Consider the following 14825-nt stretch of genomic DNA (forward strand, 5'->3'; position numbering starts at 1 on the left):
AAGAATTATTTAATAAAAAAACGACAGAAACTCATTTAAGAATTTCTGCCATTGAATAATTTATTCGATAGTTGACTCTCTAAAAGCATTAGGTTGGAAAAGTGACCAGATAATTCCTACAACAAAGCCGATGATGGCTGGAAGAATCCATCCCATCCCCATTGTGAAGAAAGGAAGATAATCAGTCGCAAATTTTAAGATTCCTTTAACCAAAAATGTGTCCTTCAAAAACGCAGGAGAGGCAAGTAATGCATCCGCAATTGCCGCGATTAATGTGAAGTAAGTCGTCATTTTATATACATGAGGACGATGTTTAAACAAAGGTCCTATCAGTACCAGTAAAATCAATGTCATTGCTAGCGGATAAATAAACATCAGAACAGGTGTTGAAAATTGAATGATTTTTGTCAATCCTACATTTGCAAAAATACAAGGTAAGATACTAGCAACTGCTACATAAAAACCATAAGAACGTGAAGGAAACAGCTTAACAAAGGTTTCTGAGCAAGCAGTTATCAGTCCAATCCCTGTTTTTAAACAAGCAATAATAACAATTCCCGCAAGTAAAATACTTCCAGCGGTTCCTAGATAGTAATTAGCAATTTGTGCTAATGCAATTCCACCATTGGCACTTAACGGAAATTCACCTAAGCTCATAGCACCCAAGAAAGAAAGTAATGTATAAATAATTCCCATCAATAAAATACTAATAGAACCAGATTTGATAGTATCTTTTGCAATTTCTGAAGGCTCAGTTATTCCCATATTTCGAATTGTCGTGACAATAATAATTCCAAATGCAAGAGCTGCCAATGCATCCAAGGTGTTGTAGCCTTGGGTAAATCCATTAATAAAGGTATTTGTTTGATAGCTTGGCTGTACAGCCATGTCGGAAATAGTTCCTAAAGGTTTTAGAAATCCTAACAGTAGCAATATCCCCAATAAAATTAGAAATAATGGATTTAAAAATTTTCCTACATAGTCTAAAATCTTTGAAGGTTTACGTGAAAAGAACCAAGCTGCTAAAAAGAACAGCACACTGAATAAAGCTAAAAAAGCAGGATGAATGGCTGGATCAATAAATGGCGCTAACCCTACTTCAAAGGAGGTCGTTGCTAAACGAGGCAAGGCAAAAAATGGACCAATAACTAAGTATAAAAGAACTGTGAAGATAAGTGCATATCGCTTATTTACACGTTTAGCTAAATCAAAAACGCCCTCACTTTTGGAAACGCCTATAGCAATAACTCCCAGAAAAGGCAGGCCGATACCTGTAACTAAAAAGCCCAAATTTGCCATAGAAATGGCTGATCCAGCTTCTTGTCCCATATGTACAGGGAAAATTAAGTTTCCTGCACCAAAAAATAATCCAAAGAGCATAGAGCCAATATAAAGATACTCTCGCCACCCTAATGTTTTTTTCAAAAAATTCAACTCCTAACATTTTTTATTTCTAATAAAAGTACCATGCTTACAGCTCTTTATCAATAAAATTCTGAAAATTTCAATAATAATCTCTGGAAAATTTCCAGAATAAGAAAAAATTCAAACGAACGATAAGAACGTTTGAATTCTCATTTGAACTTTTTAATCTAATACACGATGTAAAAACTCTTTTGTACGGGCTTCTTTTGGATGAACAAAGATATCCTCAGGTGTTCCTTCTTCAGCGATAACCCCTTTATCCATAAAAATCACACGATCAGAAACTTCTTTTGCAAACGCCATTTCATGAGTAACAACAATCATTGTTAATCCTGTATGAGCTAAGTTTTTCATTGTCGCCAGAACTTCTCCAACCATCTCAGGATCAAGTGCTGAGGTTGGTTCATCAAACAACATCACATCGGGATTCATAGAAAGCGCACGAGCAATAGCGACCCGCTGTTTTTGTCCGCCAGAAAGCTGAGAAGGTTTGGCATCAATATAACGAGCCATTCCAACATTTTCTAAATTTTTTATCGCGATTTCACGAGCTTCTTCTTTTGAACGTTTGAGTACAGTTAATTGTCCTGACAGGCAATTTTCTAGAACATTCATATTGTTAAATAGATTAAATTGCTGGAAAACCATACCTAAATGTGTTCGATAATTTGGAAGGCTATAGCCTTTTTCTAGTACATTTTCTTCTTTATAAAGAATTTTTCCATCCGTTGGTTTTTCTAGCAAATTGATACAGCGAAGCAAAGTAGATTTACCAGAACCAGAAGAGCCAATGATTGTTACAACCTCACCTTTGTCTACAGTTAAATTAATATCCTTTAATACTTCATTTTTTCCAAAGCTTTTTTTCAAATGCTGTACATCAATAATTGTATTCATGGGAACCCTCCTTATTTTTCTTCCAGATTTGCTATTTCTTCTATTTCGTCAATTTGAACATATGCAGATGGACCATCCATTTTTCTTTCAACGACACGTAAAATACGTGTGATTGTATAGGTCATAATAAGATACATAATGGCAACAATTGTGAAAGTTTGGAAGAACTTGTAGTTTCCGCCAGCAGTTGAGTTTCCTTGGAAGAATAGATCAGCAACTCCAATAACACTTAATACGGCAGTGTCTTTGATATTAATGACAAATTCGTTTCCTGTTGCAGGTAAAATATTTCTTAAAACTTGTGGAATCACCACTTTACGCATGGTTTGACCATGTGTCATACCAATTGCTTGAGCAGCTTCAAATTGTCCTTTGTCTACGGCGAAAATTCCTCCACGGACTATTTCTGACATATATGCACCGGTATTAATTGAAACAATGAATAAAGCGGCAGCTGTTTTATCGAGAGAAATCCCAAAGGCAAGCGCTAATCCATAGAAGATAACCATCGCTTGAACCATCATAGGTGTTCCACGAAAGACTTCAATATAGACAGAAAGTAACCAGTTTGCAAACTTTTGTAAATAATAAACAGCTTTATGCTCAGATTCTGGAATGGTACGGAAGACGCCGATTAAAAGTCCTAAAGCAGTCCCAACAACTGTCCCAAACAAAGCAATTAAAAGAGTGAGACCAGCCCCTCGTAAAAAGAGAGTTCCTGATTGGTCCCAGATAGATTTTATGTCGCTAAAGACTCCTGTCTTTTCAGTAGAGGCTGTATCATCTGTTGTTTCCTCTTCTACAGCAGCAGGCTGGTCAACTATTGCCTGATCCATAATCTGTGTGCGTTCATCAGGGGTGATAGTCGCTAAAATTGCATTGACTTTTTCTTGATCGGTATCTCCTTTACGCATGCCAATGGCTACTTGAACATCTTCTGGTGTTGTTTGGAAGCCATTTTCATCTGAAAATTCAAGCATGGTCATATTTTTATCAACACTTGTTGCCGTCACACCTTCTGGACGTTCACTGACATAGCCATCGATGATACCAGAAGCAAGTGCTGTTCTCATTGCAGAAAAATTATCCATCGCTTGTTCTTTTTTTACACCAGGAATTTGATCAATAACGGAATAATGGAAGGTATTTAATTGACCAGTAATTTTAGCACCGGATAGGTCTTTAAGACTCTTTGCTTTTGCATAGGGGCTGTCTTTTTTAGTGACAACCACAAGTTGTGATTCATAATAAGCATCTGTAAAATCGACTTCTTTTCTACGTTCAGCAGTAGGGGACATTCCTGCAATAATGGCATCAATTTTTCCCGATTGCAAAGCAGGTGCAAGACCATCCCATTTCGTTTGGACAATGACTAGTTTTTTTCCTAAGCCATCTGCGACTTTTTTAGCAATCTGAACATCGTATCCGCCAGCATAAGCCCCATTATCAAGAGCAACAGCCCCATGTTCATCATTTTTTTGTGACCAGTTAAACGGTGCATAGCCAGCCTCCATCCCTACACGAAATTCATCGGCAGGTGTTTTTTCATCTGCTTGGGCAAGAGGTGCACCAAAACAGATAAGTGATAAGATAAAGCTTAGTACCATCGTAATTGAACATAATTTTTTCTTCATATTCTTCTCCTTTTTGATTGTCGTAACATGCACGAGTTTTTGGCTAGGTGAATAATGAATCGTTTTGTTCATCTTCCAGAAAAACAAAAAAAGCCGCCATTACTTAAATAAGGCCGCTGGTTTTATATAGGATGACAAACCTCTCACAAAACATAGCGCAACTTAGTATCACTACTAAGACAGTCCACAAGCTATTAACTTGTGTCCCAACATAAAGTTCAAGAGAGAACAGTACATTTCGGCGATTCTTCCTAGGCCTGTTTCAACGTGTCTTCTTCACTCCACAGGATTAATAAGTCTCGCGACCTCTACCTCATTGATTGAGGCATCTCGTATTCAGTTCATTTATACAGTTACTGAGTCTACGATAAATTGGTAAAAATGTCAATAAAAGATTCGCTCATCATGAAAAATTGAATCAAAAAATACGTGTGATGAATAAAACGTTCGTTTGCAGTTTCTGATGACTAAAAATTTCAGCAATGGACATTTTGGGAGTTGAAAAGGATAGGATAGTCAAAAGGTTCCTCACAGCCTGTCAGAGAGAATCTGAAGAATCTTTTCTAATTATGTAAAAAATTCAGCGTTCGTGAAGATGACGGATTATCTGTTGAATTTTATAAAATTAGTCATAGAGGGCAGACGCTTGTTTTATATAATTGAGAACGGTCTTTATAAGAAAAGATAGCAGAAAGAATGGTTAGAAGCATATAGGCACAAGAAGATAGAAAGAGAGCGAAGCGTAACTATCTGAGTTATGCTTCACTCTCTTTGTTGGTTTTATGCAGCTGCTGGTTTTGGTTCGCGGCCTAGTACGGCTTGAACAACAGTTAGTACGCCGTAGCCTGCTAAAATTAAGTAAATCAAGCTTGAGTATTGAGTAACGTCCCAACCCCAAGTTCTATAAACTACTAGCATAATAGCTAAAACAATAGCAGCAAGTACGTTGAAAAAGGCAAACGCCCAAAGATTTCCATTTTCTTTGCGAGATAAATAGAAAACTGAAAAGAAAATGCTTAGAGCAAACCAAGCAATACAAGCTAAAATAATTCCCCAATAAATGAACACTGGTAACATGTTAATTCACCTCACTTTATACAGCTAGTATTTTATCATGTTTCCAGTCATTTGTCATGAAATCTTGTGAGAAATGCAACAATAAACAAGAAAATACCAATAGAGAGGTCAGCTTGGATAAGTTTAGGAGAACGTGGCGTTGATTTAAAGAATGAAGGGGAGAGGAGTGCAAAAAAATAGTCTGATTATTTTTATTAATTAAGCTCCTTTTTTTATAAAAACAGCTTTCTTTTTCTAAAAAGAGTAGCAAAGATGGTGAGATTCGATATGCTGTCTTTAACATATTCTTGAGGAGGAGCCAGAACAATGACTATTAGATTTGGAATTATTGGGTTAGGGAATCGAGGGTACAAATATGCCTTAAAAACAATTCAGCAATCACCAGATTGCGAGATTGAAATGGTATGTGATGTAGCAGGAAAAAATTTTCATCAGTTTGAAGGGGTTTCTACTACACGCATCTATCAAGAGGTGTTGGACAATCCCAATGTAGATGCTGTATTTATCGCAACACCTGATGGAACACATGCAGAAATAATTGCAGCGTGCATAAGAGCAGATAAGCATATTCTTTGTGAGAAACCAGTAGAGATTACAGAGGAGAAACTAAAGCAAATTTATCAGCAGGCAAAGGATTATTCAAAAGTAATTGAAATTGGCTATGTATTGCGTTATGCACGATTATTTAAAAAAGTAAAAGAGTTCTTAGAGAATGGAGTTATTGGCGAACTCGTCATGGTAAGAGCAACCGATCACATTCCGTATGGCGGATATGCCTACTTTCATGACTGGCATCGTCAAAGAAGCCTGTCTGGAAGCCTACTTTTACAAAAAGCGACGCACACATTGGATTTAGTAAATTGGTATGCAGATAGTCAGCCAAGTGAAATTATGGGCTTTGGCGGTTTAGCAGTTATGGGAGAGCCGGGCGCACAAAAGAAATTTGGCAAACCTGTGGACAAAGCATTACGATGCCGAGATTGTTTAATAAAAGAGACCTGTGAAGAAAGTATCGTCTATTTGGCAAAAGAAAAAGGACTGACATGGGGGGAAGAGTGGCCAGATAGTTGTGTATTCAGCAGTGAAGTAGATGTGGAGGATCATCAGTCCATTATGATTCGCTATAAAAACGACGTAAAGCTATCCTATCAGCTCTGTCAATTTAGCGGATTTTATCAAAGAGAATTTCAATTTTATGGAACAATGGGGGAACTTCATTTTGATGACCAAACGAATGAAATAACCATCTATTCTCGAACGAAACAAGAAATCGTCACGTATAAATCCAGTTATGTTGAAAAAAATATGGAGCCTGGTGACGCAGAACAGCTGGAAGATTTTGTTCAGGCAATTCAAACGGGAACTCCCCCTCTATCTACTCTCAAATCAGGTGTGATTGCAGGTTTAACTGCTATAGCGGCTCAAAAGTCAATTGATACAATGGAAATACAAACGTTGCCGGTATTCTAGGAGAAAAAAAGAGTATAAAGTAATAAAAAAACAACGAGTGAGGGCTTAGAAACATAGTTTCTAGCGGAGAGTAGAACAGGTTTGTTCTGAGCTCTTTATTCACTCGTTGTTTTTACATAGTTGGTGTTCTCTACAAATAAAATGGGGTACGCAAGATTTCTTCAAATTCATGCTGATAAATCGTTCGGTTTTGCTGGATAGATGCGTAGGCAAGATTTGCGATTTTGACTGTGTAGAGTGCATCTTCACCAGTTACTGGAAGAGGCTCATTTTTATCGATACAGCGGATAAAGGTCTGAATCATTTCTACATCAGGATCTTTTTCAAAAAGCTTATAGTCGTAGTGTGAATCATGGTGATAAAGTTCTGCTTTCCTGCCAAATCCATCAACGTAGAGCTGACCTCTATCCGTAATAATTTCTAAGGCAGCATCTCCCCAGACAGGATAGTTAAGGGGCCTGTTCCAAGAAGTATCTAAACTCATAAAGCTACCGTTAGTAAATTCGATATGAATTAAGCCAGCATCCTCAATATCAGAGACCAAATTTCCTTTTTTTCGAGCGTAAATGGATTGAATTTTGAAATGAAAAAGCCAGTTAGATAAATCAATTAGATGAATCATGTGGTCAATGATTGCTCCACCACCGGACAATTCACGGTTTAAGAACCACCCTCCAGGATTTTTCCCATGATTCGTTCCATTTAGTGCAAGAATCTGACCGAGTTTTCCTGAATCAAAAACAGTCTTTAAATCGATAATTGTTTTTGAAAAGCGCATAGGATGAGCAACTAGAAGTTTTACCCGGAATTCCTCACAGGTCAACATCATGCGAAGCGCATCATCTACTTTTAAGGCCAAGGGTTTTTCTATAATCACATGTTTGTTGTGAAAAGCTGCAGCTAATGTGTAGTCATAATGTAAGGAGTTTTCTGAACAAATTAACACGGTGTCTATATCCGTGTTTAAGATATTCTCCATACTTTGAAAAAATGGGATGGCTAATTTTTTCGCAAATTGTGTTCCTCGCAAGGTGTTTCGATCGTAAACACCTACAACCGAGACTTTTTCGTTTGCAAATACTTTTGTATAGGACTCCGCCTGCATATGTGCAACACCTAATATACCAACTTTCATAATAAGGCTCCTTTAAAATGGACTTCTTTTTTTTCGTTAATTGACCAGTAAATTTTTTTTAAAATATCTGTGATGCCGTCCTGTTCTTCAGCAGATAAAGTGAGTTCAACCTGGTAAGGATCATCCAAAATAAAATTAGAATAAAAAGAATTTTTTTGAATAGAATCATATTGATACATCGCCTTACTTCCAGCTAGCTCGAATTTTTTTAAAAAGGAGGGGGTCTCTTGGCGATGAGTAAAGTTCAGCAATAAATTTGCAAGTGATTGGTTGTCGAATTGCAAGGTAACGAGTAAGACATTGCCCAAGGAATCAGATGAAGCTTTTAAAGAAGACAGCTGAGCTTTATGCGAATAGAGAATAAAAGCAAGCGTCTCTATCAAGATACGTTCTTTTTTTTCCTTTTTCTGCTCATTTACTGAAAGACTATATCGGGTGAATTCAATAATACCTAGTTTACCTTCATCTATTAAAGATAATGGATAAGCTAACTCTGTTCTCATGATGAACGCTCCTTTACAGTAATAAATCTAATTTTTCTTCAATCGACTGAATCGATTTGCGATAAGAGGAGGGACTAAACCCTGTGGCTCGTTTAAATGAATTGGAAAAATGATGGATGCTGTCGTAACCTAGCATATTTGAAATCGTGGTTAAGCTTACTTGATTTTCACGTATCAATCGTTTCGCCTCCTCAATTTTGAGCGTACGAAAATAGTTGATAATGCTGTAGCCTGTGTCCATCTTAAATATTTTTTTTAAATAAGAGGGACTAACAAAAAATTGAGAAGCAAAGGAATCAATAGACATATTTTTACTGAGGGTTTGCTCCATGTAAGTAATCACCTCATTGGTAAGTTTATGTGTGTATTGTCTTCTCAAAGGTGGTGTTGCAGGAGTTAGCTCCATTTTCTGCTCAAGAGTTGTCTCTTGAAGTAGGAGAAGAATGAGCTCAGACAGATACACATAAAGTAACCATTCGTCCAAAGGATTCACAGAATATAGACGCCTATTCACTTGATAGATTCTTGTATCCATTTCAGGATAAATAGATTCGGAAAGCTTAAAAATAGTTCCTAAAAGCTGCTGAAGATGTTTTGTCAGAAGCATTTTTTGATTTGAAAACTCTGAATGTAGCTCAGCACGCATTGAAAAACCAACTAAAAACATGGTGGCTGATTGGTTGGCCAGTGTTTTGATAATTCTGGGTGTCTGTTTTTCTATGAACAAACAAGTTCCTTGTTCAAGTAAAAAAGTTTCGTTTGAACGTTCAATGACAATCGCCCCTTGATCTACGAAATAAATAGCAGAGTAAGGAAGTGATTGAAGAGGGTAGACGTTATCCGCTGCAAATTCATAATAGGCAAGACTATCAAGTGTCTCAAGTGGTAAAAACTGGGAAGAAAGGTTCTGATTTTCCATCAATTATTTACTCCTAACTTAGAAACTGCGTTGAGGTTAGTATGACATAAGTGATTCAGAAATAGGAGACGTTTTCATTTTGAAATCTTTATGTGTAAATAATAGATACTTTTTTCTAAATAACTTTAAAGTAAATAAAATTATGCTTATACATGAAAAAGAAAGCGTATACAAAAAAGGAGCTGGATCTATGAGATTTTCAGAGGAGTTAATGGCGGCTTGTCAAAAAGGACAAATTGGAGAGCCTCAGTTTATTCGACTTTCATACTACACGAATAAAGAGGAACTATTTGACGATATGTTGGAACAGGTCATCCATTTATTACTCGTTGTAAAGAAAGCTGAACTGCAAATCTTATCTATGAAGATCAATCAAATGGCACGTCTTCTTATAGGAAAATTTAGGGATGACAGTTTATTAAATTGTTCAATTGCACAAATTGATCAGGCGGCATCCCCACTTTTAAAAGTGGAAATTGTGGGTACTCAAGGAATGATTCAATATGACACAAGTGCTGATAATGCTTTTTCAGGCGACTACCAGTTATGTTTATTGCAAGAAACACTGACAGTTGAGGAGAAGAAAAGAATTCAAGCGCTTATGAAACGATTTCAATTAAGCGAGAATAGGGTGGAGGAATGAAGGTGAAAGTCGGGATTCTTGGTGCAGCCCATATGCATGTACACAGCTATATTAAAGAATTAAAAAAACAGGGAATAATGATTACAGGAGTTTATGATCGAACGAGAGAACAAGCTGAAGAAATAGCTCATCTTTACCAGTTAAAGGTTAGTGAATCTATTGAAGAATTATTAGCGTCTGATTGTAATACCGTATTTATTTGTTCAGAAAATAGCTTTCATAAAGAGCTAGCTGAACGAGCTTTTTTAAAGAAAAAACATGTCATTGTTGAAAAACCCATGGCGCTTACGACTAAAGATGCGAGACAAATGATTGAATCAGCAGTTAAAGCTGAAGTCAAATTAATGGTCGCCCATCCTGTTCGTTTTTCTACGACTGCCCAAGAGCTTAAGCAAATTATAGATGAGCAGGCACTAGGAAATCTAGTAGCTGTAAATGCTTCAAATCATGGGAAAAATCCCGGAGGATGGTTTATTGAACCAACACTTTCGGGTGGAGGAGCGCTGATAGATCATACCGTGCATATTTCTGATTTGATTTATTACTATTTTGATTTAACGCCTAAAAGTGTTCGTGCATTCATAAGAAAAACAAAAGAAACGTTGAAAGTAGAAGATACCGGACTTCTTCAAGTGACGTTTACTAACGGGGTGATTATGTCTTTAGACACTTCATGGAATCGTCCAGCTACTTACCCAATTTGGGGAGATGCAATGGTAGAGCTTATTTTTGAAAAAGGGTATCTGACGATGGATGGTTTTGGTAGAAAAATGAAGATTTACAGCGACTCTCTTAATCAAATAGAAGATTACTACTATGGAAATGATATGGATGGTGCAATGATTCAAGCGTTTATCCAAGCAATTGATCATGGGCTGCCTGCACCTGTTTCTGGAGAAGCAGGTTTATATACAGTAGCAATTACAGAAAAAGCATTTCTTGCAGCAATTCAAGAGCGTGAAGTCAATTTTGAAGAGGAGGAAACTGAATGAAAAAAGGGATGAATGTTTGGTCTTTGCCAGCAAACCTCTCGTTAAGAGAACAATTTCGCCTAACGAAAGAGGCAGGATTTGACACCATCGAATTAAATGTAAGTGAAGAAAAAACCAAGACGAATATGGTGAGTAACGAATTAGGACTGAATGAAACACTGGATTTATTAGTAACTGCGACAGAGAGGGAGTTAGAGCAGATAAAAAAATTAAGTGAAGAATTTGAGCTGCCAATTTCCAGTCTTTCCACTTCACTACATTGGAGTTATCCTCTGACCTCAGAGGATGAGGAAACTCAAAAAAAAGGCAGGTGGATTGTCGAGCGGATGATTGATATTTGCCGATATTTAGGCGGAGACACTGTATTGATTGTTCCTGGGTTGGTAACTGAGAGTCAAGACTATGAAATCTGTTATGAACGGGCAAAGCAAGCATTTATCCACCTTTCTAAACGAGCTGAGGCACAAAAAATTGTTATTGGTGTTGAGAATGTTTGGAATAAATTTTTATTGAGTCCCTTGGAGTTTCGACAATTTTTAGATGAAATAAATAGTCCTTATGTAGGTGCTTATTTTGATGTGGGAAATGTCTTACAATTTGGCTTTCCTGAGCAATGGATACAAATACTTGCTCATCGAATTGTGAAAGTTCATGTCAAAGATTTTAAAAGAGATATTGGGAATATCTATGGGTTCACAAACTTACTTTTGGGAGACGTCAACTGGGCTCGTGTGATGAATGCTTTAAGAAAAGTTGGGTATACGGGGCCGCTTACGTGTGAGTTAGCTCCTTATTCTGAGTGTGGGGAACAATTAGCAGAGGATACAAGTGCAGCATTGAGTCATATTTTTAAATTATAAACTGGAGGGAAGAATATGTTAAAAGTTGGTTTAATCGGTTTAGGATATATGGGAAGCGCTCATGTTAGTCAGTATATGCGTTTAATGAAAGAAGGATTCCCAATCAAACTTGTTGCCATTTGTGATGTGAATGAAGAGAAGAAAATGGGCAAGCTGACACAAGGAAATATAGATATTAGTGACAAATCCATTGATTTTTCTCAATTCCATTTTTACACAAAAATGGAAGAAATGTTGGAAAAAGAAGAGTTAGATTATGTAGATATTTGTCTACCTACGTATCTGCATGCACCTTATGCAATACAAGCAATGGAAAAAGGACTACATGTTTTTTGTGAAAAACCGATGGCAATTTCTACAGAGGCTTGTCAGGAAATGATTGATGCCAGCGAAAAATATAATCGCTCATTGATGATTGGACAAACATTACGCTTTTTCCCTTCCTATCTGTATGTGAAAGAAACCATTGAAAGTGGTCGCTATGGGAAATGTACTGAAGCAAATCTTTTTCGTGGGGGAGAGACGCCTAAATGGTCATGGGAAAATTGGCTTTTAACGAAAGAAAAATCTGGAGGGTGTTTATTAGACCAGCATATTCACGATGTAGATACAATTAACTGGTTATTTGGTTCACCAAAACAAGTTCAAACTGCAGGAAAGACGGTATTTGAAGGAAGTGGCTATGACATAGTTTCAACGAATTATTTATTTGATGATAAGGTAGTGAATGCACAGGACAACTGGACATTCAATAGTCCGCAGTTTCGTTTTGAAATGCGCTTTCGGTTTGTTTTTGAAAAAGGCGCAATTATCTTAGAAAATGGGACTCTTACAGACTATCCATTTGGCGAAGAGGCCTTTACGCCAGCTATTGATCCAGAAAATGGTTATTATTTGGAAATTAAATATTTCGCAGAATGTGTTTTGGAAGGAACGAATCCAAATGAACGAGTTCCTGTACAGAGCACGAAAGAAACAATTCGGATAGCAGAAGCAGAGGTACAATCGGCAGATACCTCGAAACCTGTGAGACTTTCATAAAAAGGGGAGATTCAGCATGAAAAAAAGGGTGATGAGTTTCATACTGTTGCTTAGTTTAGTAGCCATGGGCGCTTGTTCATCTGGAGAGACGAGTAAACAAGAGAATGTAAAAGACACAACCATTCGCTACGGTTTATGGGATAAAGCACAAGCACCAGTGTACGAAGAGCTTGCCAAAAAGTTTGAGAAAGAATCAGGTATTAAGGTAGAGTTTGAAATTACTCCATGGGCTCAATATTGGACGAAGCTGGAGACCGCAGTTACCGGGCAAAATGCACCGGATGTATTTTGGATGAATATTCCGAGAATTACCGACTATATTGATAATGGCGTTGTTGAACCGTTGTCTGATGTCTCGTTTGATAAGGAAAAAATCCCTGTTCAATATTTGGATGCTTATAGTCGAGAGGGAGAACTTTATGGTGTACCAAAGGATTTTGATTCATCTGCTCTCTGGTATAACAAAAAATTATTTGATGAAGCGGGTGTCGCTTATCCAGATGAGACATGGACATGGGACACATGGAAAGCGGCTGCAAAAAAATTGACGAATGCTGATAAAGGGGTTTACGGTATGGCAGTTCCTCCTTCATGGCAAGGGGGATATTATGAAATGATTTATGAAAATGAGGGCAATCCATTTTCTGATGATGGGAAAAAATCAGGGTTTGATAATCCAGCAACAATTGAAGGTCTGGATTTTTGGTACAGCTTTGTTCGAGAAGGCTCTGGGACTCCGATAGAATTGATTACTAACACGAATCAGTCAGAGCTGCTACTTTCTGATAAAGTAGCAATGGGGATAGATGGTTCATGGTCTGTTCCTGTTATATTTGGTGATGAGTATGGCAAGAAAGGAATTGATGTTGCCCCTATTCCAAAAGGGAAAAAACGGGTAACTACTTCTAACTCGTTGGCAAATGTAGTGTATAAGGGATCAAAAAATAAAGAAGCGGCCAAAAAATGGATTGCTTATTTAACGACAGAGGAATCAATGAAATACGTGGCGGAATCAGGGGTGACAATCCCTGTTTATGATGGCTCACAAGATGCGTGGGTGCAGTCTTATCCAGATAAAAATCTTCAGGTTTTCGTTGATGCAAGAGAGTATGCAGTGCCACTTCCTAATTACAAAAACTCCGCAGCTGCCATAGCGATTGAACAAGATGAAGTAAACAAGATTTGGACGGGAGAAATCGATACAAAAACAGGTGCAGAAGCGATTGCTAAAAAAGCAAATGAACTTTTAGCACAATAGAAAAGGTGGAATTGGAGATGGAAAGCAGGAAAAAATTTATATCAAAAATGACCATCCCCGACAAACGGAAATTTCTTAAACGCTATAAAAAAGAAGAGGTTTTAACAGCGGGGTTATTTATAACCCCACTGTTTGTCGGAATAATTATTTTCTATTTTATCCCATTAATTCAAAGTGTTTTCTACTCGTTTACTGAATGGGGAATGTTTGGGGGATATAAATTTGTTGGCTTGAAAAATTATCAGCAGCTCTTTCAAGATAAAGAATTAATCGGGGCGTTGAAAAATACGTTTACCTATGCATTTTTTACCGTTCCTTGCGGGATGGTTATTGCTATTTTCATCGCTGTTTTGCTGAACTCAAAAATTAAGGGAAAAGGCGTGTATCGGGTGATTTATTTTTTGCCAGCTGTGACGATGACTTCGGCTGTAGCGATGATTTGGAAGTGGATGTTTAACTCAGAATATGGAATTTTAAATCAGTTTTTAGCTAGTCTAGGAATTACAGGACCAAACTGGCTGACTGATCCTAAGTGGGCGATGACTGCGTTGGTTATTGTTGGGATTTGGAGTTCTTTGGGGACGTCCATTGTCATCTACTTAGCAGGATTGCAAGGAATATCCTCTAATTTTTATGAAGCTGCAGAAATGGACGGTGCAGGGCCGATTAAAAAATTTTTTAGCATCACCGTTCCTTTGTTGACACCGACTATGTTTTTCACGTTAATTACTTCAATCATTGGGGCACTACAAATTTATGACCTTATCTTCTTAATGTATTCTGAAACGAATCCGGCACTAAAAAGTGTTCAGTCTGTGTCATATTTGTTTTATCGTAATGCATTTGTTTTCAATAATAAAGGATACGGGGCTGCGATTGTCGTTATCCTTTTGGTCATCACTTTACTTATTACGGTCATTAATTTTGTCTTACAGAAAAAGTGGGTACATTACTCAAGTTAGGAGAACAGA

General features: G+C 37.3%; 14 protein-coding genes and 1 riboswitch. Of the genes, 7 read left to right on the plus strand and 7 right to left on the minus strand.

Annotated elements, in window-relative coordinates; translation table 11 throughout:
* Positions 1–60: 60 nt before the first annotated feature.
* The 4 genes from brnQ to I589_RS00490 form a co-directional block, all read right to left on the minus strand.
* Complete coding sequence (gene brnQ, locus I589_RS00475) at positions 61–1425, minus strand: branched-chain amino acid transport system II carrier protein (protein WP_010770110.1); 1365 nt, start codon at positions 1423–1425, stop codon at positions 61–63.
* A gap of 162 nt (positions 1426–1587) precedes the next feature.
* Positions 1588–2322, minus strand: coding sequence for an amino acid ABC transporter ATP-binding protein (locus I589_RS00480; RefSeq protein WP_010770109.1), 735 nt, complete (start codon positions 2320–2322; stop codon positions 1588–1590).
* A gap of 11 nt (positions 2323–2333) precedes the next feature.
* Positions 2334–3956, minus strand: coding sequence for an ABC transporter substrate-binding protein/permease (locus I589_RS00485; protein WP_010770108.1), 1623 nt, complete (start codon positions 3954–3956; stop codon positions 2334–2336).
* Between the two features lie 145 nt (positions 3957–4101).
* Positions 4102–4275, minus strand: a riboswitch (Lysine riboswitch).
* 461 nt (positions 4276–4736) lie between these two features.
* Positions 4737–5033: a hypothetical protein gene (locus I589_RS00490; RefSeq protein ID WP_010770107.1), complete on the minus strand. Its 297-nt coding sequence runs from the start codon at positions 5031–5033 to the stop codon at positions 4737–4739.
* Between the two features lie 306 nt (positions 5034–5339).
* Here I589_RS00490 and I589_RS00495 point away from each other — a divergent pair, with 306 nt between their 5' ends.
* Positions 5340–6503, plus strand: coding sequence for a Gfo/Idh/MocA family protein (locus tag I589_RS00495; protein ID WP_010770106.1), 1164 nt, complete (start codon positions 5340–5342; stop codon positions 6501–6503).
* Between the two features lie 130 nt (positions 6504–6633).
* Here I589_RS00495 and I589_RS00500 read toward each other — a convergent pair whose 3' ends face one another.
* Genes I589_RS00500 through I589_RS17695 form a run of 3 tightly spaced genes read right to left on the minus strand, consistent with a single transcriptional unit; the run spans position 6634 to position 9060 of the window.
* Entirely contained in the window at positions 6634–7638 is a 1005-nt protein-coding gene (locus I589_RS00500; protein WP_010770105.1) for a Gfo/Idh/MocA family protein, read from the minus strand.
* Positions 7635–8141: a hypothetical protein gene (locus tag I589_RS00505; RefSeq protein ID WP_010770104.1), complete on the minus strand. Its 507-nt coding sequence runs from the start codon at positions 8139–8141 to the stop codon at positions 7635–7637. Before I589_RS00505 ends, I589_RS00500 begins: the two co-directional genes overlap by 4 nt.
* A gap of 13 nt (positions 8142–8154) precedes the next feature.
* Positions 8155–9060, minus strand: coding sequence for a helix-turn-helix domain-containing protein (locus tag I589_RS17695; RefSeq protein ID WP_010770103.1), 906 nt, complete (start codon positions 9058–9060; stop codon positions 8155–8157).
* 190 nt (positions 9061–9250) lie between these two features.
* Between I589_RS17695 and I589_RS00515 the strand changes: the two genes are divergently transcribed.
* Genes I589_RS00515 through I589_RS00540 form a run of 6 tightly spaced genes read left to right on the plus strand, consistent with a single transcriptional unit; the run spans position 9251 to position 14816 of the window.
* Positions 9251–9703, plus strand: coding sequence for a hypothetical protein (locus I589_RS00515; protein ID WP_010770102.1), 453 nt, complete (start codon positions 9251–9253; stop codon positions 9701–9703).
* Positions 9704–9705: 2 nt separating this feature from the next.
* On the plus strand, positions 9706–10695 hold the full coding sequence (locus I589_RS00520) for a Gfo/Idh/MocA family protein (protein WP_010770101.1): 990 nt from the start codon (positions 9706–9708) through the stop codon (positions 10693–10695).
* Positions 10692–11555: a sugar phosphate isomerase/epimerase family protein gene (locus tag I589_RS00525; protein ID WP_010770100.1), complete on the plus strand. Its 864-nt coding sequence runs from the start codon at positions 10692–10694 to the stop codon at positions 11553–11555. Before I589_RS00520 ends, I589_RS00525 begins: the two co-directional genes overlap by 4 nt.
* Before the next feature lie 15 nt (positions 11556–11570).
* Complete coding sequence (locus I589_RS00530; RefSeq protein ID WP_010770099.1) at positions 11571–12596, plus strand: Gfo/Idh/MocA family protein; 1026 nt, start codon at positions 11571–11573, stop codon at positions 12594–12596.
* Between the two features lie 16 nt (positions 12597–12612).
* Positions 12613–13854 carry a sugar ABC transporter substrate-binding protein gene (locus I589_RS00535; RefSeq protein WP_010770098.1) on the plus strand — a complete coding sequence of 414 codons (1242 nt, stop codon included), beginning with the start codon at positions 12613–12615 and terminating at the stop codon, positions 13852–13854.
* Positions 13855–13871: 17 nt separating this feature from the next.
* Positions 13872–14816 (plus strand): carbohydrate ABC transporter permease, encoded by a 945-nt coding sequence (locus I589_RS00540; RefSeq protein ID WP_010770097.1) that lies wholly within the window; start codon positions 13872–13874, stop codon positions 14814–14816.
* The last annotated feature ends 9 nt before the right edge of the window (positions 14817–14825 follow it).

This window comes from Enterococcus phoeniculicola ATCC BAA-412, assembly GCF_000407505.1.
Lineage (GTDB): Bacteria > Bacillota > Bacilli > Lactobacillales > Enterococcaceae > Enterococcus_K > Enterococcus_K phoeniculicola.